The organism is Rhizobium sp. SRDI943, assembly GCF_057653695.1.
This window is the reverse complement of record NZ_CM172787.1, coordinates 1687781-1711318: the sequence shown is the minus strand read 5'-3', so window position 1 is coordinate 1711318 and position 23538 is coordinate 1687781. Positions and strand designations below refer to the sequence as shown.

Sequence of the window (23538 nt, the reverse complement as noted above, 5' to 3'; positions counted from 1 at the left end):
CTCTCCATATAGAAGCCATCACTTCCGCTTGCAGAAGCCGGCGCGCGCTCCTATTTTAACGAGGCTGGCTGCGCGCCCTTCGTCTATCGGTTAGGACGACAGATTCTCATTCTGTAAAGAGGGGTTCGACTCCCCTAGGGCGTACCATCCTGTTGATAGGCCGTCGTCATTCGATCGACGTCGGCCGACCCTGTCAGTCCCCTCGAGGAGAACCCTTCGGTTCGCGCGACGCTGCCCATCCTAGCCCGCCGGTTTGATTTGTCTCCGCTCCGCCACAGCTTGCGCCTCGTTTTTCCACAGCCGAAATAAATCGGCGAAAACGATGATTTTTTCGCACCTTGGCGCTTGCGGCCTTCGAAGGTGCTGACTATAAGGGCGCCACCACGAAGGAAGCGCCCTTCGTCTATCGGTTAGGACACCAGATTTTCATTCTGGGAAGAGGGGTTCGACTCCCCTAGGGCGTACCACTTTCTCTCCCTTGACACTTCACATCGTCAGCGCTCTTGCGCGACCGCTCTATTTCGCCGGCGCTGCATCGCAGACGCGCAGCTGGATGCGGCGTGCACCCTGGTAGTGGTCGGCACCGAGCGAACCGGCGACATGCAGGCTGGCGCCGCGTGAATTGATGAGAAGATTGCCGAGCGCCGTATCCGCGGCGCGGAAGGCGATGCCGTCGAGCCGCGATCCGTCCATGGCCTCCAGCGTCACCTTCACATGTTTCTCGCCGACCAGGCGGGCGTCGCGCACACGATGGGCCGGCACGGCAAAGAGCGGCTGTGCGTGGCCGGAGCCATAGGGGCCGGCGGCCTCCAGGCGGTCGATGAGTTCGAGGGTGGCTCCGCTTGCACCGATCGCACCGTCGATCTTCAGGGTCTCGTTGGCCACGAGGCCGGCCACCGTTTTTGCCGCCTTCTCCGTGAAGAAGGTTCTCAGCCTGCCGAGGTTGGCGCGCTCGACCGTCAGTCCCGCGGCCATGGCGTGGCCGCCGCCCTTGACGAGTATCCCTTCGTCGACCGCGGCCCGCACCATTCTGCCCATGTCGAAGCCGTTGATGGAGCGGCCCGAGCCGGTGCCGCGGCCGGATGGATCGAAGGCGATCGCGAAGGCCGGGCGCTTGAATTTCTCTTTCAGCCGCGCCGCGATCAGCCCGACGATGCCGGGATGCCATTTCTCATGGGCGGTGACGATGACGGAGGCGCCCTCGCCGTCACCATACTCGGCGAGCGCCTCGGCTTCCGCCTCCTGCAGCATGATCGCCTCCATCGCCTGACGTTCGCGGTTGAGCTCGTCGAGGCGCTGCGCGATCACCTCTGCCTCGCCGGCGTCGTCGAGCGTCAGCAGCCGGCTTCCGAGTGCCGCGTCGCCGATCCGCCCACCGGCATTGATGCGCGGGCCGATCAGGAAGCCGAAATGATAGGGTGTCACCGGGCCGGCGAGCCCCGCCTTGCGGAAGAGTGCTGCCAGTCCGGCATTGCTCTGGTGGCGGGCAGCGACCAGCCCCTTCACCACATAGGCGCGGTTGAGGCCCTTCAGCGGCACGACATCGCAGACCGTCGCAAGTGCCACGATATCCAACCACTGCAGCAGGTCGATCGCCAGGATGCGCTTGTTGCCGGCCGCGCGCAGCAGCCGGAGCGTCGCGACCAGCACCATGAAGACGACGCCGGCGGCGCAAAGATGCCCCTGCCCCGACAGGTCGTCCTCGCGGTTCGGGTTGACCAGCGCATGGCAGGGTGGCAGCTCATGTGTCACCTGGTGGTGATCGATGACGACGACGTCGATATTGCGCGCGGCAGCGGCGGTAAGCGCCTCGTGGCTGGTGGAGCCGCAATCGACGGTGACGATCAGCTCAGCACCGTTATCGATCAACTGGTTGATCGCCGCCGGATTGGGGCCGTAACCTTCGAAGACGCGGTCGGGGATATAGATGGTCGCCCTGACGCCGAAATGGCTGAGAAAGCGAAACATCAGCGCCGAGGAGGCGGCGCCGTCGACGTCGTAGTCACCGAAGATGGCGACGCTCTCGCCGCGCTCGATGGCGCGCAGAAGGCGGGTTGCCGCCTTTTCGCAATCGGTCAGCTTATGGGGATCGGGCATCAGGCTGCGGATCGTCGGATCAAGGAATTCGATCGCCTCGTCCACCGTCACGCCGCGCCCGGCAAGCACCCGGGCGATCAGATCCGGCAGTCCATGGATCTGCGACATGGCCAGCGCGCGATTCTGCCCTGCCTGGTCGAGCCGCGCCACCCAGCGATTGTCGAGCGCGGATTTCTCCACGCCGAGAAACGCGCGCTGTACCGGATCGACGAGATCTGCCATGCCATACTCCGCTGACTTCATCTGCTCTTTCTACAGGAGCAGCGGAGATAACATAGCGATGGATTTGCAGACACGGGTTTTTACCAAAACACCGCCCAGATGATCATGGCGATGCCGGCGAACTGCACCAGCAGGAACGAAAACAGCGTCAGCAGAATGGCCCAGTTACGGCCTTCCGTGTTTTCCTCGTCATCAGCCTCATCAGAGACCTCTTCAGGAATTTCACGGTAAGCCGGCTTGAGGATTTCCTCAGGCATATCAGGAGGGTTCGGCGGCACATCGCTCGGGTAGCCATACCCCTTCCCGGCGTGGCTGTCCTTACTCATGAAATTCTCCACCCAGACGACTCACCATCTTAGGTTTAGTTATATCAATATTTCGGTATCTGTTAATATAGACTTCCGTAACGGAAGGTTGAATAGATAACAGAAAAAACTGCCCTGCAGGAACAGGGCGGCTTAACGGTCCTCCGGGACGGGAAAAAGGCTCAGCCTTCCTCTTTCGGCCGCTCGATGCGAATCACCTGCGGCTCGCCGAAGAGATAACCTTCCGACTTGATCGAGGCGACTGCCTTGCGCACCGACTCTTCCATCGTCGCATGGGTGACGAGAATGATCGTCTGGTGATGCGATGGCGCCAGGTGCTGCTTGGAGCGCTGGACGATCGATTCCAGCGAGATGTTGTTTTCGGCCATGCGGGTTGCGACGCTGGCAAACACGCCGGTGCGGTCGAGCACGGTCAGGCGGATGAAATAGCCGCCCTCGTGGCTCTGCATCTGCGCCTTGCGGTAGGGTTCCAGCGTCGTTGCGGGATGGCCGAGCACCGGCACCCGCTGGGCGCCCGGCTGGCTCTTGGCGATATCGGCGATATCACCAAGCACCGACGAGGCGGTGGCGTTGCCGCCGGCGCCAGGGCCGACCATCAGCAATTCGCCGAGCACGTCGGATTCGATCGCCACTGCATTGGTAACGCCGTCGACCTGGGCGATGACCGAATCGACCGGCACCATTGTGGGATGGACGCGCTGCTCGATGCCGGTATCGGTGCGCTGGGCAACGCCCAAGAGCTTGATGCGATACCCGAGCTCGGCAGCGGCGTGGATATCCTCGATCGAGATGTTGGTGATGCCTTCGAGATAGATGTCGTCGGCGGCGATCTGATTGCCGAAGGCGAGCGTCGTCAGGATGGAAAGCTTATGGGCCGTGTCGTTGCCCTCGATATCGAAGGCCGGGTCGGCCTCGGCATAACCCAGCCGCTGCGCTTCCTTGAGGCATTCGGCGAAGGAAAGCCCCTCCTTCTCCATCTTGGTCAAGATGTAATTGCAGGTGCCATTCATGATGCCATAGATGCGCGAGACGGAATTGCCCGTCAGCGATTCACGCAGCGCCTTGATGACCGGGATGCCGCCAGCGACTGCCGCCTCGAAGTTCAACAGCGCCCCCTTCTCCTCGGCGATCGTCGCAAGCTCGACGCCGTGATAGGCAAGCAGCGCCTTGTTGGCTGTCACCACATGGAGACCACGCTGAAGTGCGGCGCGCACGGAGATGTTGGCCGCCCCTTCGGCGCCGCCCATCAGCTCGACGAAGACGTCGATATCGCCCTTTTCGGCAAGTTCTTCCGGCCGGTCGAACCAGGTAACAGCGGAAAGATCGATACCGCGGTCCCTCGCCTGGTCACGCGCGGAGACCGCCGTGATGGTGATCGGACGCCCGCAGGTGACGGCAAGCTCGTTGCTTTTCTGCTGAATGATGCGGACAAGCGAGGCGCCAACGGTGCCCAAGCCCGCAATGCCGATTTTGAGGGCATCTGCCATGGATCGATCCTGAAATGTCTGTGTGGCGGCAGCCGCATGACGCGGCTGCCCAACGGTTGGATTAGCGGTGTGCGTTCAGCGAGATGACGTTGTGCATCGTCTCGTCTGCCGTCGACATGAACTTCTTGATGTTGCGCGCAGCCTGGCGGATGCGGTGTTCATTCTCGACAAGTGCCAGACGGACGTAGTCGTCGCCCATTTCGCCGAAGCCGATGCCCGGGGCAACGGCGACGTCGGCCTTCTCGACCAGCAGCTTGGAGAATTCCAGCGAACCGAGATGACGGAACTTTTCCGGGATCTTCGCCCAGGCGAACATCGTCGCAGCCGGCGGCGGCACGTCGAACCCGGCCTTGCCGAAGCTTTCGACCATGACGTCGCGGCGACGTTTATAGACGTTGCGGACTTCCGCAATGTCGGAACCATCGCCGTTCAGCGCGTGCGTTGCCGCCACCTGGATCGGCGTGAAGGCGCCGTAGTCGAGATAGGACTTGACGCGGGTGAGCGCTGCGATCAGTCGCTCGTTGCCGACGGCAAAGCCCATGCGCCAGCCGGGCATGGAGAAGGTTTTCGACATCGAGGTGAACTCGACGGTCACGTCCATAGCGCCCGGCACTTCGAGAACCGACGGCGGCGGGGCGCCGTCGAAGTAGATTTCCGAATAGGCAAGATCGGAAAGCACGATGATGTCATGCTTTTTCGCAAAGGCGATGACGTCCTTGTAGAAATCGAGCGTCGCGACAAAAGCCGTCGGGTTCGAGGGATAGTTGAGGATCAGCGCCAAGGGCTTCGGGATCGAATGCTTGACGGCGCGTTCCAGCGGTTCGAAGAAGCTCGCATCCGGCTCCACCGACATGGAACGGATCACGCCACCCGCCATCAGGAAGCCGAAGGCGTGGATCGGATAGGTGGGATTCGGGCAGAGGATCACGTCGCCAGGCGCCGTGATTGCCTGCGCCATGTTGGCGAAGCCTTCCTTGGAGCCCAAGGTGGCAACCACCTGGGTATCCGGGTTGAGCTTGACGCCGAAACGGCGGGCATAATAGGCGGCCTGGGCGCGGCGCAGCCCCGGAATGCCCTTGGAAGAGGAATAACGGTGCGTGCGCGGATCCTGCACGACCTCGCACAGCTTGTCGACGATCGACTGGGGAGTGGGAAGGTCGGGGTTTCCCATGCCGAGATCGATGATATCGGCGCCGCCCGCTCGCGCGCTTGCCTTCAAACGGTTGACCTGTTCGAAAACATAAGGCGGCAAACGCCGGACTTTGTGAAACTCTTCCATCTCATTCCCCATGGAAAGGCGGCATTTCGGGCCGCAGTCGAAGTTCGTTCCGTCTCCCGGCGGCTGCGACACGAACTTCAGAATCGCAACGCCGTATTCATCAGACCCAAGCGACGCGGCGAATCTTTGACGGAAAGGCTGCGTAACGCGCTTTATCGGGAAAATTATGTCTTCCGATCCTTGCCGAAGGCTTTGCGTCCAAATTGCCTGAAAGGCAAGGTCTATTTGGAGATTTCAGACAGCGTATCAGTGCCGTGCTCGGCGGCGAGACGCCGCATTTCAGCGACCTTGGCCTGATAATCTGCTTCCGAGATCGTGCCGGCCTTGCGCCGGGCGGCAAGTGCCGTCAGCTGATGCTGCAGTTCGGCCGCCTGCTCGTCGCTCATCTGGACATTGGCGGCGGTCAGCGGCGCGCCGAAATTCGGATAGCCGTCCGGGTATTTAGCAAGGCCGCCCTCGGCCGCCTCGCCCTTAGTGGCCGGCATGACGATGGCGGTCGGCGCCGCTCGCTTGGCGGCGGCTGCGGCCTTTTGTTCCGCCGTCAGATTGCATCCGGCAAGAGCCATCGCCGCCGCGACGCAGATCAGTGCGGTGCGGTTGAAGGTTGCGATGCGCCGAATGCCGTTCTTCGTCATGCCTCAAAAATCCAGTTTTGACTGCTTCGACTGTTAAATTTGTCGCAGCCACAAAGCAATAGCATGAGCCGATGCGGGTGGAACTTGTTTTCTCGTTCGATCACGATGTACAACGAATGGATAAAAAGAGTGGTGCTGCCGCCGGAGGAAATGGTGACCGACAGCAAGCAGGAGAATGGCGGCAAGACCGGCTTCGACGCGAACGATCTCGATCCCTATCTGTTGAAGGATCCTGAGGCCATGGCGATGAATTTCGCTCGGGCGCTCGAAAATCTAGGACAAGCAGCGTCTGCCTGGCTTGCGCCGCGCGAACGCGGCGAGATCACCGAAAGCGCCGCCGATCCGATGACCGACATGGTCAAGACGCTTTCCAAGGTCACCGAATACTGGATTTCCGATCCGCGCCGCACCTTCGAGGCACAGACGCAGCTGATGTCCTCGTTCTTCGGCCTCTGGATGCGCTCGATGCAGCGAATGCAGGGCGATCCCACGCCTGCCGAGCCGGACACCCGCAAGGACAAGCGCTTCTCGGACGAGGACTGGCAGAAGAATCCGTTCTTCGATTTTCTCCGCCAGGTCTATTTCCTCACCACCGACTGGGTGGAAAAGATGGTGTCGGAAACCGATGGCCTCGATGAACACACCAAGCACAAGGCCGGCTTCTACGTGAAGCAGATCACGGCAGCGCTTTCGCCGACCAACTTCATCGCCACCAATCCGCAACTCTACCGCGAGACAATCGCGACCAGCGGCGCCAATCTGGTGCGCGGCATGAAGATGCTGGCCGAGGATATCGCTGCCGGAAACGGCGATCTTCGTCTTCGCCAGACCGACATGACGAAATTCGCCGTCGGCCGCGATATGGCGCTGACACCAGGCAAGGTGATCGCCCAGAACGACATCTGCCAGATCATCCAGTACGAGGCTTCGACTGAAACGGTGCTGAAGCGGCCGCTGCTGATCTGCCCGCCCTGGATCAACAAGTTCTATATTCTCGACCTCAACCCGCAAAAATCCTTCATCAAATGGTGCGTCGACCAGGGTCAGACGGTGTTCGTCATTTCCTGGGTCAACCCGGATGCGCGCCACGCCGAAAAGGACTGGACGGCCTATGCCCGCGAAGGCATCGATTTCGCGCTTGATACAATCGAGAAAGCGACCGGCGAGAAGGATGTCAACGCCGTCGGCTACTGCGTCGGCGGTACGCTGCTGGCCGCGACACTGGCGCTGCATGCCAAGGAGAAGAACAAGCGCATCAAGACTGCGACACTCTTCACCACCCAGGTCGATTTCACCCATGCCGGCGACCTCAAGGTCTTTGTCGACGAGGAGCAGCTTGAATCGCTCGAAGAGCATATGCGGGCGGCCGGCTATCTCGACGGCACGAAGATGTCGATGGCCTTCAACATGCTGCGCGCCTCCGAGCTGATCTGGCCTTATTTCGTCAACAACTACCTCAAGGGCCAGGATCCCCTGCCCTTCGACCTGTTGTTCTGGAACGCCGATTCGACCCGCATGGCAGCGGCAAACCATGCCTTCTACCTGCGCAATTGCTATCTCAACAATGCGCTGACGCAGAACGAGATGATCCTCGACGGCAAGTCCGTGTCACTGAAGGACGTCAAAATCCCGATCTATAATCTCGCCACCCGCGAGGATCACATCGCACCTGCCAAGTCCGTCTTCCTCGGCAGCCGATTCTTCGGCGGCAAGGTGGAATTCGTCGTGACCGGCTCGGGACATATCGCCGGCGTCGTCAACCCGCCCGACAGGAAGAAGTATCAATTCTGGACCGGCGGCCCCGCCAAGGGGGACTACGAGACCTGGCTCGAGCAGGCGACGGAGACCCCGGGATCATGGTGGCCGCATTGGCAGGCCTGGATCGAGACGCATGACGGCAGACGCGTGCCGGCCCGCAAACCCGGCGGCGACGCGCTGAACGCGATCGAGGAAGCGCCGGGAAGTTATGTGATGGAGCGCGCCTGAGACGCCTCAACGCATCTTTTTGAGACGTCGTGAAAAACTGCAACGCCGCGTAAACAAATTAGAAACCATAATTCGTCATCCTTGCGAGACAGTCGGACGTCGTGGGTGGTCTAAATTCGGCCCATTTGCGCCTGTACCGGCCCCCGGCGAAGTTTAGTCAGTCAGTGCCGCCGGCCTGCGTAGCGAGTTTGAAAGACGAGTGTAGTATGGCGTTTGCGGTCGGGACGTTCGATGACGTCACCCTTCTTGGCGGATCTGCTTTCCGTTGGCGCAGATCTCGCGGTTTCCTTTACGGTGTTGTCGGCGCCGGATTTCTGACCTCTACATGGCTGATCGCGACCTTCGCGACGATGCACTCGTTAGCCGCTCCCTATTCTCCGCCGGATCGCCTGGCACAGGTGGCGACTGCGCCGAAGCTGGCGCCTTCACCGCGTCACGAGAGGCTGATCCATGTCGGCAAGGCCGACCGGCTGGCCGCCTTCGATGCGAAGCCGAAGGTACCGCTGACGGCGAGCCTCATTCAATCCCATGCCGAAAAGACCGCTGCCGCCGCGACAGCGCTCGCGGTTCTCGCCAAAAACAATCGGCTCGCCATGGCTGCCGAACAGCCGGTCGTGGCGGCGATCTCCGACAGCGCCAAATTCCGCAAGGACGATGTCATCGTGACGGCGCCGGTCGAGCTCGCCTCGGCAGAGACGGACGAAGACGACGGCGACCGGATCATCGTTCCCTCGAAGGAGGCGGTCGCCGCAGCCGAACTCCCGACCCTGCTTGCGCTTGCCGATGCCGGATCCCGGCAAATCGCGCCGGCCCCGGTCGAACCAACCACACCTCCTCTCAGAACCGCCTCCATTCCCGCTTCGGCACCCGCACCTGACGTCGTCGCCGCCGCGGACGACGCGCCCCCCTTCGATCTCGTGCTGGCGCCGGATGAAGGTTCGGTGCCGCTGCCGATGGCACGTCCCGATGGCCTCATCGGCAAACCGACACCGGCCTCCAAGGGTTCGCAGCGCTCTGACGAGCCTGTACTTGCCTACGCCCAGCCGAACTCGCCGATCGAAGATGACGAGGACGATGCAGTGCCGCGCTACGATAAGCCGGTCTTCTCGCCGAAGCTGCGCGCAGGCGTGGCGATCTACGATATCGAAAACAGCACCGTCTATCTGCCGAACGGCGAGCGCCTCGAGGCCCATTCCGGGCTCGGCAAGATGCGCGACAACCCGCGTTTCGCCAACAAGAAGATGCGTGGACCGACGCCGCCGCACACCTATGCCCTCACCATGCGCGAGAGCCTTTTCCATGGCGTCGAAGCATTGCGGCTAACGCCGGTCGAAGGTTCCGACGCCATCTATGACCGTGTCGGCCTACTCGCCCATACCTACATGCTCGGCAAGAACGGCGATTCCAACGGCTGTGTCTCCTTCAAGGATTACCGCCGCTTCCTCGCCGCCTACAAGCGCGGCGACATCAAGCAGCTCGTGGTGGTGCCGCGGCTGAACAACAAACCGTCTTCGACGCTTGCCTCACTGTTTTCGTCGCGTAGCTGAGCGATAAGAGAGTAAGCAGCCGCGAGCGCTATTTCAGCCAGGCCGCGATTCGCTCCACCGCCTCGGCGATCTCCGCTTGCGAGCCCGCATAGGACAGACGCAAGGTTCGATTTCCCTCCAGCGGATCGAAATCGAGACCCGGCGTGGCGGCGACGTCGATTTCCGCGAGCATGCGTTTGGCGAAGCCCATGCTGTCATTGGTGAAGCGGGTGACGTCGAGATAGGCGTAGAAGGCGCCGTCCATCGGCGAGGCGATCGAAAACCCGATCTGCGGCAGGCGCCGCATCAGCAAATCGCGGTTGGCGGCGTAACTGGTCTTGTAACGATCGAGCTCGGCACCGGCGCTCAGAGCGGCCGTGGCGGCAATCTGGGAGAGCTCGGGCGGGGAGATATAGAGGCTCTGCGCCACCCGCTCGATCGGCCGCACCAAGCGCTCGGGAAGCACCATCCAGCCGATTCGCCAGCCGGTCATGCAATAATATTTGGAGAAGGAGTTGATGACGATCGCCTCGTCGGTCAGCTCCAGCGCGCTCGCCTCCTCGCCGGCGAAGGTCAGCCCGTGATAGATTTCATCGGAGATGAAGGCGATGGAATGGGCCGCGCAGTAATCCGAAAGCGCCTTCAGACCCTCGCGGCCGGTCAACGTGCCGGTCGGGTTGGCCGGGCTTGCGAGCAGCACGCCTTTCAGCGTCATGCCGCTTTCCTTCTGCGCCGCTTCGAGGCTTTGCGGCGTCAGGGTGAAGTGGGTCTCGGCCGTTACAGGCACTTCCAGAACCTTCAAGCCCAGCGCGCCGAGGATATTGCGATAGGCGGGATAACCCGGTCTTGCGATCGCCACCGCATCGCCGGCATCGAAAAGCGACAGGAAGGCGAGATTAAAGCCGGCCGAGGAACCGGTGGTGATGGCGATGCGCTTGGGATCGATCTCCAGGCCGTGGCGATCCTTGTAGTGCCAGGCGAGCGCCGATTTCAGCCGCGCCGTTCCCAACGCATCGGTATAGCCGATCCTGCCTTCGGCGAGGGCTGCGCGCGCCGCTTCGAGGGCCGCCTCAGGTGCCGGATGCGAGGGCTGACCGACCGCCATCGAGATCACGGGATGGCCGCTCGCGCGCCGCTTCGTCGCCTCCGCCAGGACGTCCATGGCGTGAAAAGGCTCAACTTCGCTGCGTTTCGATATGGAAAACAAGATCGTTTCTCGCTCAGCTTCTTCAGTGACGGCCCGACAATTGCCGCATTAATCGGCTCATCACAATCCCGCGAGGGCCGGACGGGGATGAAAAATTCCTGTTTGAGCAGAACAGAACGCACCGTACCTTGACGCGACGCATTCAAGTCCATTAACCCGGCGACGGTCTTCTCGACGAAGAGACGACCATCCCGCCGATGACGAGGATAACATGGCATTCTTCCCGAAGACCTTCACCGCACTGGCGCTTGCCGCATCGATCGCCCTTCCGCTTCCCGCGGCAGCGCTCGACGACCAGCAGAAGAAGGAGTTCGGCGAATTCATCAAGCAATACCTGATCGAGAATCCCGAGATCATGCTGGAAGTCCAGGATGCGCTGCAGAAGAAGCAGGAGGCCCAGCGGTCGGTGAAAGCCAATATGGCGATCGAAGAGAACACCACCGACATTTTCGATTCAAAGAACGACGTCACGCTCGGCAATCCCAAGGGCGATGTCACTGTCGTCGAATTCTTCGATTATAATTGCAGCTACTGCCGCCATGCGCTTCCCGACATGCAGGCCATGCTGAAGAAGGACAAGAACGTCCGTTTCATCCTCAAGGAATTCCCGATCCTCGGGCCGGATTCGGTCGCCGCCCACAAGGTGGCCGACGCCTTCCGCAAGCTCGCACCGGAGAAATATGCCGATTTCCACGTTGCCCTTCTCGGCACCGAAGGCCGTGCCTCCGACGAAACAGCGATCGCGGTCGCCGCTTCGCTCGGCGTCAGCGCGGACAAGATCCGCGCCGAGATGGCAAAGAGCCCGAATGACGGTATAGTCCAGGCGACCTACCAGCTCGCCTCCAGTCTCGGCATCAGCGGCACGCCCTCCTATGTGATCGGCAACGAACTGGTGCCTGGCGCCGTCGGGCTCGACGATCTCGAAGCCAAGGTCAAGAACATGCGCAGCTGCGGCAAGACTGCCTGCTGAGCAAAGCAGCCGCCAGCCGCCAGCTCATCAAATCGCCAAAATCTAAGTGTTTCAACCATGTGGACAAATGTGGCACGATTGCCGCTGGCCATTCCGTAAGGGCTTTCATTCAGCCTTCGCGGAGTCTATAGGTTGCCGTCGTACCTTTTACGGAACATTCGATGACGCAAACGATTTTTGTCCTGAACGGCCCCAACCTGAACATGCTGGGTAAACGAGAGCCCGGCATTTATGGCGGCAAGACGCTCAAGGACATCGAGGCGGACTGCAAGGCTGCAGGGCGCGAGCTCGGCCTCGATATCGACTTCCGCCAGAGCAATCACGAAGGCACGCTCGTCGATTGGTTCCATGAGGCCGACGAAAAGGCCGTCGGCGTTGCCATCAATGCAGGCGCCTATACGCATACATCGGTCGCGCTGCATGATGCGATCCGCGCTATTTCCATTCCCGTCGTCGAGCTCCACATATCCAACGTGCATGCACGGGAAGAATTCCGCCACAAGTCGATGATCGCGCCGGCATGCAAAGGCGTGATCTGTGGCTTCGGGCCTCACAGCTACATCCTGGCGCTCCACGCGCTGAAGAACATCACGGCATAAGAATAAGACAGGGCAACACCATGGCTGAAAAGAAATCGGGTATCGACCAGGCACTGATCCGCGATCTCGCCAATATTCTCAACGAAACGGATCTGACGGAGATCGAGGTCGAGCAGGACGACCTGCGCATCCGCGTTTCGCGCGCCGGCACGCCGCAATATGTTCAGGCGCCGATCGCCGCACCGGCCTTTGCCGCGCCCGCTGCGGCAGCCGCTGCCGCGCCAGCCGCAGCTCCCAGCCGCAACCCGGCCAATGTCGTCAATGCACCGATGGTAGGCACCGTCTATATGGCGTCGGCTCCGGGCGCGCGTCCCTTCATCGAAGTCGGCGCAACCGTCAAGGAAGGCCAGACGTTGATCATCATCGAAGCGATGAAGACGATGAACCAGATCCCTTCGCCGAAGTCAGGCAAGGTGACCGAGATCCTCGTCGATGACGGACATCCCGTCGAATACGGCCAAGCCCTCGTCGTCATCGAATAGGCCCATGCCCATGATTTCGAAAATCCTCATCGCCAATCGCGGAGAAATCGCCCTTCGCGTGCTCCGGGCCTGCAAGGAGCTCGGCATCGCCTGCGTCGTGGTTCATTCCACTGCCGACGCCGATGCCATGCATGTGCGCCTTGCCGACGAAAGTGTCTGCATCGGCCCACCCTCCTCGCGCGAGAGCTATCTCAACATCCACCAGATCGTCGCCGCCTGCGAGATCACCGGTGCCGACGCCGTGCATCCGGGCTACGGCTTTCTGTCGGAGAATGCCAAGTTCGCCGATATCCTCGAAGCCCACGGCATCACTTTCATTGGGCCGACGGCGGACCATATCCGCATCATGGGCGACAAGATCACCGCCAAGACGACGGCGCTGGAACTCGGCATTCCCGTCGTTCCAGGCTCGGACGGCGAGGTGAAGACCGAAGAGGATGCGCTGAAGACGGCCGCCGAAATCGGCTATCCGGTGCTAATCAAGGCCACGGCCGGCGGCGGCGGACGCGGCATGAAGGTCGCCAAGAGCGAGGCCGACGTGATCGAGGCCTGGTCGACGGCCCGCACGGAAGCAGCAGCCGCCTTCGGCAACGATGCCGTCTACATGGAAAAATATCTCGGCAAGCCGCGCCACATCGAAATCCAGGTGTTCGGCGACGGCGAAGGCAATGCCATCCATCTCGGCGAGCGCGACTGCTCGCTGCAGCGGCGCCATCAGAAGGTCTGGGAAGAGGCGAATTCGCCGGCCCTCAACGTCGAGCAGCGCATGAAGATCGGCCAGATCTGCGCCGACGCCATGAAGAAGCTGAAATATCGCGGCGCCGGCACGATCGAATTCCTCTACGAGAACGGCGAGTTCTACTTCATCGAAATGAACACCCGCCTGCAGGTGGAACATCCGATCACCGAAGCGATCACCGGCATCGACCTCGTGCACGAGCAGATCCGCGTCGCTTCCGGCGGCGGTCTGTCGGTGACGCAGGACGAAGTGCATTTTTCCGGTCACGCCATCGAGTGCCGTATCAATGCCGAGCACCCGCGCACCTTCGTGCCCTCACCCGGTACGATCACGCACTTCCACGCGCCGGGTGGTCTCGGCGTGCGCATCGATTCCGGTGCCTATCAGGGCTACAAGATCCCGCCTTATTACGACAGCCTCATCGGCAAGCTGATCGTGCACGGCCGTACCCGCGTCGAATGCATGATGCGCCTGCGCCGGGCGCTCGACGAATTCGTCGTCGACGGCATCAATACAACGCTGCCGCTATTCCAGGATCTCGTCTCCAACCAGGATATCGCCAACGGCGACTACGACATCCACTGGCTGGAAGACTACCTCGCCAACACACCGGCGGCATAGGACAGGAATGGCAGGATCGCGCAGGAAGTCACCAGGCATAACCCCTGACATTCTCCTGCGCGCCTATTCCATCGGCCTCTTCCCGATGGCCGAATCCGCCGACGACCCGGAAATTTTCTGGGTCGAACCGGAACTGCGCGGCGTGCTGCCGTTCGACCATTTCCATGTGTCGAAAAGCCTTGCCAAGACGGTGCGCAAGAATCCCTTCGAGATCCGTTTCGATCACGCTTTCGATCAGGTCATCGCCGCCTGCGCGGAGGAGACATCCGGGCGTCCGAGCACCTGGATCAACAGGACGATCAGATCGCTTTATTCGACGCTCTTCGACATGGGCCATGCCCATACCGTGGAAGCTTGGGAGGGCGATGAACTAGTCGGCGGCCTCTACGGCGTCTCGCTCGGCTCGGCCTTCTTCGGCGAAAGCATGTTTTCGCGCCGGACGGATGCCTCGAAGATCTGCCTCGTGCATCTGGTCGACCGGCTGCGGCAAAAGGGCTTCACCCTGCTCGACACGCAGTTCACCACCGAACACCTGAAGACATTCGGAGCGATCGACGTTCCGAAGACCGACTATGCCGGGATGCTTGCCGCGGCGATGGAGTCGCCGCACCTTACATTTTAAGCCCGATCGTTTCATCCGTACGTTGATTTTCCAGCCGATTTGGCTAGGTTCAAAAATGCAACGGGGGATAGAATTTTGAAACGATATTTTGCTGCCGCAGTCCTTTTGACCTTATTTGCAGGTCAAGCCGGTGCACGTCCCTACCAGGATATGTTCCCGAACAGGACCGATTTTTCCGACGCGGAAAAGCCGGTGCTGGAGAAGCTCGATTTTCAGCAGGGTGTGATCAAGCTGCCTGAAGCGAAGGCAACGCTGAACGTGCCCGCCGACTTCTACTATCTCAGCCCTGCCGACGCGATGACGGTACTCGTCGATATCTGGGGAAATCCTCCGGCGGCGGCGGAGGGAACGATGGGGATGATCTTCCCGGCGAAATACGCGCCGACCGATATAGAGGCCTGGGGTTCCACCGTGGAACACAGCGCCGACGGCTATGTCTCGGACGTCGATGTCGCCACGACCAATTACGACGAACTGCTGCAGAACATCAAGGATTCCATCAGGGAAAACAACGTCGAGCGCGAAAAGCAGGGTTTTCCGAAGATCACGCTTGTCGGCTGGGCATCCACGCCGCACTACGACAAATTCGCGCATACGCTGCACTGGGCGCGTGATCTAATGTTCGGCGACGATAAGCAGCACACGCTGAACTATTCCGTGCGTGTGTTCGGCCGCGAGGGCGTATTTCAATTCAACTTCGTCGCCGGCCTCGACCAGCTGAAAGAGATCGAGGGTGTCATCCCGACCGTCACCAAGCTCGTGCAGTTCGACAAGGGAATGGCCTATACCGACTACGTCGAGGGCGACAAGATCGCGGCCTATGGGATGGCGGGAATGATCGCTGCGGGCGCGGGCGCCAAGATTGCTGCCAAGGTGGGATTGCTGGCACTCGCCCTCGCCTTCCTCAAAAAGGGCGGCGTCCTCGTTTTCATTGTGTTCGCCGGTGCGCTTCGCTTTGCCAAGGGCCTTTTCAAGAGGAACAAGACACCCACCGCATAGGCTCATCCAGGTTGCTGCGTCACTCAAAGTGTTACAGCGTCGTTGTTTGTGTGTCTGAAAAGGCGTGCGGCACTGTAAAGCGTGATGAGAGGCGCTAGCGAGCTGTCGCCTTGGCACCGTCAGGAGCCGGAACATCCGAGTTTGCCTTGCAGTCCTTCAGCCAGACGTCGTAGATCGGGTGCTCGACGGCGTTGAGGCCGGGGCTGGCGGCGAACATCCAGCCGGTGAAGATGCGGCGGATCTTGCGGTCGAGGGTGATCTCATCGACCTCGACGAAACCGTCGATCTTCTGTGCTTCCGACTGGTCGCGCGAATAACAGGCCTTCGGTGTCACCTGCAGCGCACCGAACTGTACCGTCTCATTGACATAGACGTCGAAGGTCGTGATGCGGCCGGTGATCTTGTCGAGGCCGGAGAAGACGGCAACCGGATTTTCGATGCGTGCGGCATTTGCCGCAGCCGGCGGAAGCAGGGCCGAGAGCGCCAGCAGCGATCCGGCGGCACGCAGGACCTTGTTCCGCGTGAAGAGCTTCATGTGTACCCGTCTCCAGACATTTTCAGTTCACGGCCGCGGTCAAGCGCGGCCAACCTGCGGGTAAAGGTCAATTGTGGCCAAAAGCCGGGTCTTGGGATTGCCCGGTCGGGCCGTCTCAGTTGCCCGGCGTCCAAGCGTCATAATCGCCGGTGACGCGCGGACGTTCGCCCGGAACGGCGATAGAGCCCGGCGGGCGATAGGCCTGCGGCGAACCGGTATGGTTGGGCCGGTGCGGCTTCTGCCAATCCTTGGCGACGTAGCTTTCCTTGGACGGGGGGACATCGGTGCGATGATGCATCCAGCCATGCCAGCCCGGCGGAATGGCGGAGGCTTCGGCATAACCCTTGTAGATCACCCAACGCTTCGGCAGACCGTAGGAGGACATGCCGCCTTCGTAGTAGACGTTGCCGAATTCATCCTCGCCGACGCGCTTGCCAAAACGCCAGGTCGCAAAACGCGTGCCCATCGTCTGACCGTTCCACCAGGTAAAGGTCTGAACCAGAAGATTCCACATGTCTTTTCCTTGTGCCCGCCAGATGCGAGCCAAACCAGAATTCGTTTCCTCGCTTATGCCGTCGCCAAGCCGAATTGTCCAGCGATTCCACGATGGCCAAGGGTCATTTCAAAGCCATCTTGAAGCCCAGATGCGAGGGCTTGAAGCCCAGCCTTTCATAGAAACGGTGAGCATCCTTGCGCACTGCATTCGAGGTCAACGCTACTCGCCCGATACCGCGGCCTTTTGCCTCGGCAATGGCGAATTCGATCATCAGTCCGCCGACCCCCTGCCCGCGCATATCGGCGCGCGTCTGCACCGCCTCGATGATCATCGCCGAGGAGCCGCGGCCGGTGAGCGAGGTCGTCACCATCGTCTGGAACGTGCCGACGACCTCGCCGCCGCGCTCTGCGACGTAAAGCGTCTGATCGGGCGAAGCCTCGATGACGGCGAAGGCCCTGACATAATCGGAAAAGGCTTCAGGTTCCGTGGTATCGCCGTGACCGCCGAGTGCGTCGGCCGAAAACATAGCCACCAGCGCAGGGAGGTCGTCCTTGCGAGCTTCACGGATATTCAAATCTTGTGGCATCACACTTTTCTACCTATGTAAAAACCGGACGATGATTGTTGCGGAAGGAAAAAGACGGATGTTCTTGAACGATATCCGTGAGGTCGGATACTCCGCTAGGGATATTCGGCTTAGAATTGCACTATCAACACTGGTGATAATTGTCTTCGGCTTCTGGATTTTCGATGGGACTTTGAATTCGCTTTTCCTGTCCCTGCTCTGTGGGCCGCCAATTGCGTACTACCTATTTTGCAATCTTTATGTCCTGATCTTTTCATCCAATAAGACGATCATTGCGATAGGCCCAAATGGCTTCAAAGATCTTCGGCTAATGCAAGAATTAATTCCGTGGCCGGCAGTCGCACGCATCGAGGCTGCGGCACCCACGCTGGCGCAAAGGATTTTGCGAACAATTTTTCTGGTTCTGGGCAACCTGTTGTCCGCATCGCCGGGAACGGACGCAGAAGGCACCGGAGATACAATCGCTGTCTGGTGCCGACCAGACGGCATTCAGGGTCGCAAACCGATGTTCTCACTATTCCATACCGCACGTGCGACGAATGAACTTCGGCAACTGCGCATCGAAACGAGTGGTCTTACCGTCAGCAAGGAGCGACTGATGCAACTGCTCCAGACCTACCACACCCACCACAAGGCACTCAGCGATTCGGGCGTTTAACCCGCCAAGCGCTTCTCCAACACCAATGCCGGAATGCCGGACTGTCCGGCTCCGCTATTCTCATTGCGGCCGATCTCGGTGAAGCCGTGCGTGCGATAGAAGGCGATCGCCGCGGCATTCTGCGGTTCGACTTCGAGGCGCATTATCTCCGCATAGGGAAAGCAGGTTTCGAGCTCGGCGAAGATATCGCGGCCGATACCCTGGCGCTGCAGCGCCGGCCTGACGTAGAGGAGATGCAGCATCACCGTCTTCGTCAATTGCTGCGACATTGCCGCATAACCCATGCCGCCGATATTGCGGCCGTCGTCGGCAACGAGGAATTCGGCATCCTTTCGTACCAGCCGCGTCTTCAGCGCCGCCGGCGAAAAGAGATGGGCGATCAGATCCGCCACCTTTGCTCTGCCATGCAGGCCGTCATAGGTGGCGTGAAAGCTCTCCACCAGCAGGGCGCGGACCTTTTCCAGGTCGCGCTCGCCGGCGGTGCGGACAAAATACACTCGCTTATTCCTCGATGCCGAGCTTTGCCTTGACGAGGGCTTGGACAGCCTGCGGATTGGCCTTGCCGCCGGTCGCCTTCATCACCTGGCCGACGAACCAGGCCGCCATGGTCGGCTTCGTCTTGACCTTTTCGACCTGGTCAGGATTGGCGGCGATGATCTCGTCAACGGCCTTTTCAATCGCGCCGGTATCCGTCACCTGCTTCATGCCTCGCGCTTCGACGATCTCGGCCGGATCGCCGCCTTCAGTCAGAACGATCTCGAAGAGATCCTTGGCGATCTTGCCGGAGATGGTTTCGGCCTTGATGAGATCGATGATGGCGCCGAGCTGGGCCGGCGAAACCGGGGTCTGCTCGATGTCCTTGCCGGTGCGGTTCAGCGCGCCGAGCAGATCGTTGATCACCCAGTTGGCGGCCATCTTGCCATCACGGCCTGCGGCGACGGCTTCGTAATAATCGGCGATCGCCTTTTCGGAAACGAGCACCGAGGCGTCGTAGATCGACAGGCCGAGTTCGCGCACGAAGCGCTCTTTCTTGTCGTCGGGCAGCTCCGGCAGATGCACTTCGAGCGCCTTGATGAAGGCATCGTCGAATTCGAGCGGCAGCAGATCCGGATCGGGGAAATAACGATAGTCGTGCGCATCCTCCTTGGAGCGCATCGAACGCGTCTCGCCCTTGCCCGGGTCGAAGAGGCGGGTCTCCTGATCGATCTTGCCGCCTTCTTCCAGAATGCCGATCTGGCGACGGGCTTCATATTCGATCGCCTGACCGATGAAGCGGATGGAGTTGACGTTCTTGATCTCGCAACGCGTGCCGAAATCCTCGCCCGGCCGGCGGACGGAGACGTTGACGTCGGCGCGCATCGAGCCTTCGTCCATGTTGCCGTCGCAGGTACCGAGGTAACGCACGATCGAACGCAGCTTGGTCATATAGGCCTTGGCCTCGTCGGACGAGCGCATGTCGGGCTTCGAGACGATCTCCATCAGCGCGACGCCGGAACGGTTCAGATCGACATAGGACATGGTCGCGTGCTGGTCGTGCATCGACTTGCCGGCATCCTGCTCCAGATGCAGGCGTTCGATGCCGATCTCGATATCTTCGAACTGGCCCTGGCGGTCAGGTCCGAGTGAAATGACGATCTTGCCCTCGCCGACGATCGGATCCTTGAACTGCGAGATCTGATAGCCCTGCGGCAGGTCGGGATAGAAATAGTTCTTGCGATCAAAGAGCGAGCGCTTGTTGATTTGGGCTTTCAGGCCGAGGCCGGTGCGCACGGCCTGCCTGACGCACTCCTCGTTGATGACGGGCAGCATGCCGGGCATGGCGGCGTCGACCAGCGAGACGTTCGAATTCTGCGGCTTGCCGAATTCCGTCGAGGCGCCGGAGAAGAGCTTCGAATTGGACAGCACCTGGGCATGGACTTCCATGCCAACGATGACCTCCCAGTCGCCGGTGGCGCCGGGGATGAAGCGTTTCGGATCAGGCGTGCGGACGTCGACAAGGGTCATCTGATGCTCTTTGCAGGCTGTTCTTTTCCACTGGTGAGGTAAAGGAAATGGCGTGCCGGTGCAAGGCTTTCGCCATCGGCTGCATCGCGGTTTTGCCATCCGTTAACGCAGCCGCGGTAGGGTCCCCGATGACGATGACCGATATTATCAAATGGGCCTTGCTGTTTCTGGCGCTGAACCTCTTGGTGTTCTCGATCTATTTCTTCGACAAGCAGGCGGCGCGCCACGGCAGGCGACGTATCAGCGAACGCACGCTTCTCATCCTTGCGCTGATCGGCGGTAGCCTGGGCGCGCTGGCTGCACAGCAGTTGCTGCGGCACAAGACGAGAAAGGAGCCGTTCCGGTCAATCCTGGCGGCGATCCTGATCCTACACGGCGCACTGATTGCTGTGCTGGCCTTCTTGCCGCAATGGAGCCCTCTCCTGCCTCAACATTTTTGAATCATCAGAATTCCAGCCCATACCCGCCTTGGCCATCCGAAACGAGCTGTTTCGTCAGTCCAACGGAGGGCACGTCTCGGTCGAGCTTCGGGTTGTAGGCAACAGAGAGCCAATGGATGCTGTAGCCGTGCTTCCGGAAGAAGCCGATCGCCTCGCTATTGCCGGAATGGGTCTGCATCGCCGCCTTCTCGAGGCCCTGATCAGCGATCTCCTTTTCGATGCGGACGAGAAGGGCCGAACCGAGGCCCTGGCGGGTGAAGGCGGGATCGATCCAGAAATCCGAGATGGTTTCGTCCAATCCCTCGCGCGCCGCCCAGCCTGCGACCTGGCCGTTCTGCTCGACGACGGTGATGGTCAACCAGTCGTTTTCCACGAAGTTCCGGAAGGCGTTGCGCGCTGCATCGATCATCGCGTCCGATTCGCCGATCGACGCCATCGCATTTTGCCAGGCCCTGAGCCCGATCTCGCTCAATAGCTCCGCTTCACCGTCGCGGGCATTGCGAATGTGGATCAACGACACCTCCGCGTTACCCGTCAACTAGACCACTGAGTCGCGGATTTTACCAGTAGCTCCAATGGGATGATCGACCGAAACCGCGGTTTTCGACTGGTTTTGAGAGGCAAGTACGCTCTTGACCGAATTTTCCAGGCTGAATAATAGGTCTTATCGAGGTGTTTTATGTTGAGCCTGCCTGAGACCCGGTAAAGGCCCTGCCCGCAAGTCCGCTTGCGCGCATGGGCCCGAAAAAAACGAAGCCCTGACGTTCGAATGAGCGCCAGATCGTTTTTGTGCGCCCTGCCGGGCGCGATACCGGATCTCAACACATGGACATTTCTCGCACGGAGCAGCGCATCCTGCATCTCATGGCCCAAGGCGGCCGCATCGAAATTACCCGCGACGACGACAGGAAGATCGAGGCGGTCAGTTGCTTCACCCGCGACGGCTGGCTCTATCCCGGCGTCGACCTCGATCTCTTCCGCAGGCTGAAGCGGCTGAGGGCAATCAAGTCCTCAGGCGGCCACCCCTACCGGATCACCGAAAGAGGGCTGAGCTTGGTGAGGTCGCAGTTGAACAACAGGTAATAGCGGCACTCCCGATCGCGTCTCGAACGGGCGCGATCGGGGGTGTCAAGCCTTTGCAGAGAGTTCCGTCCGCATCGCCGACCACTCGTCGGCCATCGTGCCCGTGCCGCGCACCTTGCCGGCGCGGCGATACCAATAATCGGCGTTCCAGTCATCGCCCTCGATGCGATGGCAAAGCGCGTGGCCCCAGTCGAACGGTTGTTCGCCTTCGTGGCGCTGGCAGATGTCGTGGACCGCCTGCCAATCCGCGCCCATGGTGAAACCGCCGGCAGCAAGGCGATCAACGGCCTCGATTAATTGCGCAAGATCATTGCTGGCCATAAAACCTTCTCCTGGTTCCGGCTATCAATCAGTCAACCATGCGGCAAAGCCGACGGCGCCGACGTTTCGTGGTCGGCAGCCGCTATTCCTGGGATCGTTAGATCCGTTACCACCACTTGGCCGGCGTAAACCGGCCGGCTGCCTGCTCGATGACGTGGGCGGTCTTGAAGAGGGTTTCCTCGTCGAAGGGCTTGCCGATCAGCTGCAGGCCGAGCGGCAGTCCCTTATGGTCGAGGCCGGCCGGCACGGCGATGCCGGGCAGGCCCGCCATGTTGACCGTCACCGTGAAGATGTCGTTCAGATACATCTTCACCGGATCGGCGGCGAGGTTCTCATCGGCAACGCCAAAGGCGGACGACGGCGTTGCCGGCGTCAGGATGGCATCGACGCCGGCGTCGAAGGCGAGTTCGAAATCGCGCTTGATCAGCGTGCGGACCTTCTGGGCGCGGATGTAATAGGCATCGTAATAGCCTGCCGACAGCACATAAGTGCCGATCATGATGCGGCGCTTGACCTCCTTGCCGAAGCCCGCGGCACGCGTCTTCTCGTACATGTCGACGATATCCTTGCCGTCGACGCGCAGGCCGTAGCGCACGCCGTCGTAGCGCGCGAGGTTCGAGGATGCCTCGGCGGGGGCGACGATGTAATAGGCCGGAAGGGCGTATTTGGTGTGCGGCAGCGAGATGTCGACGATTTCGGCGCCGGCATCCTTCAGCCAGGTGATGCCCTGGCGCCAGAGGGTCTCGATCTCATCCGGCATGCCGTCGACACGGTATTCGTTCGGGATGCCGATCTTCATGCCCTTCAGCGACTGGCCGAGAGCTGCTTCGTAATCCGGCACCGGAAAATCGACCGATGTCGTGTCCTTTGCGTCGACGCTTGCCATCGACTTCAAAAGGATCGCGGCATCGCGGACGTCGCGGGCGATCGGACCTGCCTGGTCGAGCGAAGAAGCGAAGGCGACGGTGCCCCAGCGCGAGCAACGGCCATAAGTCGGCTTGATGCCGACGGTGCCGGTGAAGGCGGCCGGCTGGCGGATCGAGCCGCCGGTATCCGTCGCCGTGGCGCCGGCGCAAAGATGCGCTGCGACGGCTGCGGCCGAACCGCCCGACGAGCCGCCCGGAACGAGCTGCTGGTTGGAGCCTGCGGCACGCCAGGGATTGATCACCGGGCCGTAATGCGAGGTCTCGTTGGACGAGCCCATGGCGAATTCGTCCATGTTCAGCTTGCCGAGCATGACGGCGCCATCATCCCAGAGGTTCTGCGTCACGGTCGATTCATAACGCGGCTCGAAACCATCGAGAATGTGGCTGCAGGCCTGGGTGTGAACGCCGACGGTGGCGAAGAGATCCTTGATGCCGAGCGGAATGCCTTCGAGTTCGCCGGCCTTGCCGGCAGCGATGCGCTCGTCGGAGTTCTTCGCCATGACGCGGGCGAGATCCGGCGTGACCTTGATATAGGCGTTAAGCCGGCCATTGGCCGCATCGATCGCCGAGATATAGGCTTCGGTCAGTTCGATCGCGGTGATTTCCTTGGCGCGCAGCTTCTGGCGGGCTTCGGCAATGGTCAGGCTGGTGAGTTCGCTCATCGTGTTTTCGCTTCAGATCTGGAAATGGCA

Annotated in this window: 25 protein-coding genes and 2 tRNA genes; 13 read left to right on the top strand and 14 right to left on the bottom strand. The window is 60.8% G+C overall.

Annotated elements, in window-relative coordinates; all coding sequences use genetic code 11:
• Positions 1-72: 72 nt before the first annotated feature.
• Together AC245Y_RS08835 and AC245Y_RS08830 are read left to right on the top strand one after the other, a co-directional pair.
• A tRNA-Glu gene (locus tag AC245Y_RS08835) sits at positions 73-147 on the top strand.
• Positions 148-392: 245 nt separating this feature from the next.
• Positions 393-467: transfer RNA gene (locus AC245Y_RS08830), tRNA-Glu, on the top strand.
• A gap of 49 nt (positions 468-516) precedes the next feature.
• On the opposite strand, the gene recJ is transcribed toward AC245Y_RS08830, so the two are convergent.
• The 5 genes from recJ to AC245Y_RS08805 all read right to left on the bottom strand — a co-directional run bounded on the left by recJ (position 517) and on the right by AC245Y_RS08805 (position 6046).
• Positions 517-2319 carry a single-stranded-DNA-specific exonuclease RecJ gene (gene recJ, locus AC245Y_RS08825; RefSeq protein WP_017993874.1) on the bottom strand — a complete coding sequence of 601 codons (1803 nt, stop codon included), beginning with the start codon at positions 2317-2319 and terminating at the stop codon, positions 517-519.
• A gap of 80 nt (positions 2320-2399) precedes the next feature.
• The gene (locus tag AC245Y_RS08820) at positions 2400-2645 is read right to left on the bottom strand and encodes a hypothetical protein (RefSeq protein WP_017993873.1); all 246 of its coding nucleotides are present in this window, start codon (positions 2643-2645) and stop codon (positions 2400-2402) included.
• 161 nt (positions 2646-2806) lie between these two features.
• Positions 2807-4132, bottom strand: a complete 1326-nt coding sequence (locus AC245Y_RS08815; protein ID WP_017993872.1) for a homoserine dehydrogenase — start codon at positions 4130-4132, stop codon at positions 2807-2809.
• A gap of 61 nt (positions 4133-4193) precedes the next feature.
• Positions 4194-5411, bottom strand: a complete 1218-nt coding sequence (locus tag AC245Y_RS08810) for an LL-diaminopimelate aminotransferase (RefSeq protein WP_003558982.1) — start codon at positions 5409-5411, stop codon at positions 4194-4196.
• Between the two features lie 221 nt (positions 5412-5632).
• Entirely contained in the window at positions 5633-6046 is a 414-nt protein-coding gene (locus AC245Y_RS08805) for a hypothetical protein (protein WP_017993870.1), read from the bottom strand.
• A gap of 150 nt (positions 6047-6196) precedes the next feature.
• On the opposite strand from AC245Y_RS08805, the gene AC245Y_RS08800 reads away from it, so the two are divergent.
• Positions 6197-8032 (top strand): PHA/PHB synthase family protein, encoded by a 1836-nt coding sequence (locus AC245Y_RS08800; protein ID WP_221963039.1) that lies wholly within the window; start codon positions 6197-6199, stop codon positions 8030-8032.
• A gap of 206 nt (positions 8033-8238) precedes the next feature.
• Positions 8239-9579: a DUF2778 domain-containing protein gene (locus tag AC245Y_RS08795; protein ID WP_012757281.1), complete on the top strand. Its 1341-nt coding sequence runs from the start codon at positions 8239-8241 to the stop codon at positions 9577-9579.
• A gap of 28 nt (positions 9580-9607) precedes the next feature.
• On the opposite strand, the gene AC245Y_RS08790 is transcribed toward AC245Y_RS08795, so the two are convergent.
• Positions 9608-10765 (bottom strand): pyridoxal phosphate-dependent aminotransferase, encoded by a 1158-nt coding sequence (locus AC245Y_RS08790; protein WP_012757280.1) that lies wholly within the window; start codon positions 10763-10765, stop codon positions 9608-9610.
• Between the two features lie 211 nt (positions 10766-10976).
• Between AC245Y_RS08790 and AC245Y_RS08785 the strand changes: the two genes are divergently transcribed.
• From AC245Y_RS08785 to AC245Y_RS08760, 6 genes are all read left to right on the top strand, one after another.
• The gene (locus tag AC245Y_RS08785) at positions 10977-11735 is read left to right on the top strand and encodes a DsbA family protein (RefSeq protein ID WP_017993868.1); all 759 of its coding nucleotides are present in this window, start codon (positions 10977-10979) and stop codon (positions 11733-11735) included.
• Positions 11736-11896: 161 nt separating this feature from the next.
• The gene (gene aroQ / locus AC245Y_RS08780) at positions 11897-12334 is read left to right on the top strand and encodes a type II 3-dehydroquinate dehydratase (protein ID WP_011651695.1); all 438 of its coding nucleotides are present in this window, start codon (positions 11897-11899) and stop codon (positions 12332-12334) included.
• Between the two features lie 20 nt (positions 12335-12354).
• Positions 12355-12816 carry an acetyl-CoA carboxylase biotin carboxyl carrier protein gene (gene accB, locus AC245Y_RS08775; RefSeq protein WP_012757278.1) on the top strand — a complete coding sequence of 154 codons (462 nt, stop codon included), beginning with the start codon at positions 12355-12357 and terminating at the stop codon, positions 12814-12816.
• 4 nt (positions 12817-12820) lie between these two features.
• Positions 12821-14176: an acetyl-CoA carboxylase biotin carboxylase subunit gene (accC, locus tag AC245Y_RS08770; RefSeq protein WP_017993867.1), complete on the top strand. Its 1356-nt coding sequence runs from the start codon at positions 12821-12823 to the stop codon at positions 14174-14176.
• 7 nt (positions 14177-14183) lie between these two features.
• Positions 14184-14798, top strand: coding sequence for a leucyl/phenylalanyl-tRNA--protein transferase (gene aat, locus AC245Y_RS08765; RefSeq protein ID WP_017993866.1), 615 nt, complete (start codon positions 14184-14186; stop codon positions 14796-14798).
• Between the two features lie 75 nt (positions 14799-14873).
• Positions 14874-15797, top strand: a complete 924-nt coding sequence (locus tag AC245Y_RS08760; protein ID WP_017993865.1) for a DUF2167 domain-containing protein — start codon at positions 14874-14876, stop codon at positions 15795-15797.
• A gap of 94 nt (positions 15798-15891) precedes the next feature.
• Here AC245Y_RS08760 and AC245Y_RS08755 read toward each other — a convergent pair whose 3' ends face one another.
• The 3 genes from AC245Y_RS08755 to AC245Y_RS08745 form a co-directional block, all read right to left on the bottom strand.
• Entirely contained in the window at positions 15892-16332 is a 441-nt protein-coding gene (locus AC245Y_RS08755) for a DUF2155 domain-containing protein (protein ID WP_012757274.1), read from the bottom strand.
• A gap of 115 nt (positions 16333-16447) precedes the next feature.
• Complete coding sequence (locus AC245Y_RS08750) at positions 16448-16846, bottom strand: NADH:ubiquinone oxidoreductase subunit NDUFA12 (protein WP_003558960.1); 399 nt, start codon at positions 16844-16846, stop codon at positions 16448-16450.
• 103 nt (positions 16847-16949) lie between these two features.
• Complete coding sequence (locus tag AC245Y_RS08745) at positions 16950-17414, bottom strand: GNAT family N-acetyltransferase (RefSeq protein ID WP_017993864.1); 465 nt, start codon at positions 17412-17414, stop codon at positions 16950-16952.
• Between the two features lie 58 nt (positions 17415-17472).
• Here AC245Y_RS08745 and AC245Y_RS08740 point away from each other — a divergent pair, with 58 nt between their 5' ends.
• Positions 17473-18072: a hypothetical protein gene (locus AC245Y_RS08740; RefSeq protein WP_012757272.1), complete on the top strand. Its 600-nt coding sequence runs from the start codon at positions 17473-17475 to the stop codon at positions 18070-18072.
• On the opposite strand, the gene AC245Y_RS08735 is transcribed toward AC245Y_RS08740, so the two are convergent.
• Both AC245Y_RS08735 and gatB read right to left on the bottom strand, forming a co-directional pair.
• Positions 18069-18569, bottom strand: coding sequence for a GNAT family N-acetyltransferase (locus AC245Y_RS08735; protein WP_017993863.1), 501 nt, complete (start codon positions 18567-18569; stop codon positions 18069-18071). The genes AC245Y_RS08740 and AC245Y_RS08735 overlap by 4 nt on opposite strands.
• Before the next feature lie 4 nt (positions 18570-18573).
• A complete protein-coding gene (gatB, locus tag AC245Y_RS08730; RefSeq protein ID WP_012757270.1) occupies positions 18574-20076 on the bottom strand; it encodes an Asp-tRNA(Asn)/Glu-tRNA(Gln) amidotransferase subunit GatB in 1503 nt (500 codons plus the stop codon).
• A 128-nt stretch (positions 20077-20204) separates the two neighbouring features.
• Between gatB and AC245Y_RS08725 the strand changes: the two genes are divergently transcribed.
• A complete protein-coding gene (locus AC245Y_RS08725; RefSeq protein WP_020486962.1) occupies positions 20205-20516 on the top strand; it encodes a DUF1294 domain-containing protein in 312 nt (103 codons plus the stop codon).
• A gap of 4 nt (positions 20517-20520) precedes the next feature.
• Here AC245Y_RS08725 and AC245Y_RS08720 read toward each other — a convergent pair whose 3' ends face one another.
• Positions 20521-21030, bottom strand: coding sequence for a GNAT family N-acetyltransferase (locus AC245Y_RS08720; RefSeq protein WP_017993861.1), 510 nt, complete (start codon positions 21028-21030; stop codon positions 20521-20523).
• Positions 21031-21341: 311 nt separating this feature from the next.
• On the opposite strand from AC245Y_RS08720, the gene AC245Y_RS08715 reads away from it, so the two are divergent.
• A complete protein-coding gene (locus AC245Y_RS08715; RefSeq protein WP_012757267.1) occupies positions 21342-21599 on the top strand; it encodes a YjhX family toxin in 258 nt (85 codons plus the stop codon).
• 45 nt (positions 21600-21644) lie between these two features.
• Here AC245Y_RS08715 and AC245Y_RS08710 read toward each other — a convergent pair whose 3' ends face one another.
• Together AC245Y_RS08710 and gatA are read right to left on the bottom strand one after the other, a co-directional pair.
• The gene (locus AC245Y_RS08710; protein ID WP_012757266.1) at positions 21645-21920 is read right to left on the bottom strand and encodes a hypothetical protein; all 276 of its coding nucleotides are present in this window, start codon (positions 21918-21920) and stop codon (positions 21645-21647) included.
• A 106-nt stretch (positions 21921-22026) separates the two neighbouring features.
• Positions 22027-23508, bottom strand: coding sequence for an Asp-tRNA(Asn)/Glu-tRNA(Gln) amidotransferase subunit GatA (gatA, locus tag AC245Y_RS08705; protein WP_017993860.1), 1482 nt, complete (start codon positions 23506-23508; stop codon positions 22027-22029).
• Positions 23509-23538: the final 30 nt, after the last annotated feature.

Excerpts from the sequence above, each read along its gene's own strand:
- recJ (WP_017993874.1), bottom strand. The coding sequence starts at position 2,319 with ATGGCAGATCTCGTCGATCCGGTACAGCGCGCGTTTCTCGGCGTGGAG.
- AC245Y_RS08820 (WP_017993873.1), bottom strand. The coding sequence starts at position 2,645 with ATGAGTAAGGACAGCCACGCCGGGAAGGGGTATGGCTACCCGAGCGAT.
- AC245Y_RS08815 (WP_017993872.1), bottom strand. The coding sequence starts at position 4,132 with ATGGCAGATGCCCTCAAAATCGGCATTGCGGGCTTGGGCACCGTTGGC.
- AC245Y_RS08810 (WP_003558982.1), bottom strand. The coding sequence starts at position 5,411 with ATGGAAGAGTTTCACAAAGTCCGGCGTTTGCCGCCTTATGTTTTCGAA.
- AC245Y_RS08805 (WP_017993870.1), bottom strand. The coding sequence starts at position 6,046 with ATGACGAAGAACGGCATTCGGCGCATCGCAACCTTCAACCGCACCGCA.
- AC245Y_RS08800 (WP_221963039.1), top strand. The coding sequence starts at position 6,197 with ATGGTGACCGACAGCAAGCAGGAGAATGGCGGCAAGACCGGCTTCGAC.
- AC245Y_RS08795 (WP_012757281.1), top strand. The coding sequence starts at position 8,239 with ATGGCGTTTGCGGTCGGGACGTTCGATGACGTCACCCTTCTTGGCGGA.
- AC245Y_RS08785 (WP_017993868.1), top strand. The coding sequence starts at position 10,977 with ATGGCATTCTTCCCGAAGACCTTCACCGCACTGGCGCTTGCCGCATCG.
- aroQ (WP_011651695.1), top strand. The coding sequence starts at position 11,897 with ATGACGCAAACGATTTTTGTCCTGAACGGCCCCAACCTGAACATGCTG.
- accB (WP_012757278.1), top strand. The coding sequence starts at position 12,355 with ATGGCTGAAAAGAAATCGGGTATCGACCAGGCACTGATCCGCGATCTC.
- accC (WP_017993867.1), top strand. The coding sequence starts at position 12,821 with ATGCCCATGATTTCGAAAATCCTCATCGCCAATCGCGGAGAAATCGCC.
- aat (WP_017993866.1), top strand. The coding sequence starts at position 14,184 with ATGGCAGGATCGCGCAGGAAGTCACCAGGCATAACCCCTGACATTCTC.
- AC245Y_RS08755 (WP_012757274.1), bottom strand. The coding sequence starts at position 16,332 with ATGAAGCTCTTCACGCGGAACAAGGTCCTGCGTGCCGCCGGATCGCTG.
- AC245Y_RS08750 (WP_003558960.1), bottom strand. The coding sequence starts at position 16,846 with ATGTGGAATCTTCTGGTTCAGACCTTTACCTGGTGGAACGGTCAGACG.
- AC245Y_RS08745 (WP_017993864.1), bottom strand. The coding sequence starts at position 17,414 with ATGCCACAAGATTTGAATATCCGTGAAGCTCGCAAGGACGACCTCCCT.
- AC245Y_RS08740 (WP_012757272.1), top strand. The coding sequence starts at position 17,473 with ATGTTCTTGAACGATATCCGTGAGGTCGGATACTCCGCTAGGGATATT.
- gatB (WP_012757270.1), bottom strand. The coding sequence starts at position 20,076 with ATGACCCTTGTCGACGTCCGCACGCCTGATCCGAAACGCTTCATCCCC.
- AC245Y_RS08725 (WP_020486962.1), top strand. The coding sequence starts at position 20,205 with ATGACGATGACCGATATTATCAAATGGGCCTTGCTGTTTCTGGCGCTG.
- AC245Y_RS08715 (WP_012757267.1), top strand. The coding sequence starts at position 21,342 with ATGGACATTTCTCGCACGGAGCAGCGCATCCTGCATCTCATGGCCCAA.
- AC245Y_RS08710 (WP_012757266.1), bottom strand. The coding sequence starts at position 21,920 with ATGGCCAGCAATGATCTTGCGCAATTAATCGAGGCCGTTGATCGCCTT.
- gatA (WP_017993860.1), bottom strand. The coding sequence starts at position 23,508 with ATGAGCGAACTCACCAGCCTGACCATTGCCGAAGCCCGCCAGAAGCTG.